At 61.5% G+C, this 338-nt stretch carries 1 protein-coding gene; it reads left to right on the top strand.

The window, feature by feature from the left end; all coding sequences use genetic code 11:
• Positions 1–329, top strand: a 329-nt coding sequence (locus P0D89_RS54365; RefSeq protein ID WP_408379904.1) for a transposase, incomplete at its 5' end; no start/stop codon positions are given.
• Positions 330–338 lie beyond the last annotated feature (9 nt).

The following is a 338-nucleotide window of genomic DNA, read 5'->3' as shown; positions in this document are numbered from 1 at the left end:
GCGCCGGACACGACTTCAGAAACGGTCGTCAGGTGGCCGCGTGGATAGGCCTCACGCCAAGCCAGTACAGCAGCGGAGGTAAAGAACGGCTGGGCACCATCACGAAGACGGGAGACGCTTACCTACGCAATCTGCTGGTACTCGGAGCTCGCTCTGTGATGGCGAGTCTGGGCGACAAGCAGGACCGTTTTAGCCGCTGGGTGAGAAATCTCGTCGAGCGTCGCGGTTACTGGCGCACAGCTGTCGCAATCGCCGCCAAGAATGCGCGCCTGGCCTGGGCGACGCTCAAGTACGGCGAAGCCTTCAAACACGAACCGGCGACTGCGTGACCAAACACT

The organism is Paraburkholderia sp. RL18-085-BIA-A (genome assembly GCF_046027075.1).
Taxonomy (GTDB): Bacteria; Pseudomonadota; Gammaproteobacteria; order Burkholderiales; family Burkholderiaceae; genus Paraburkholderia.
This window is presented reverse-complemented; position numbering and strand designations above follow the sequence as displayed.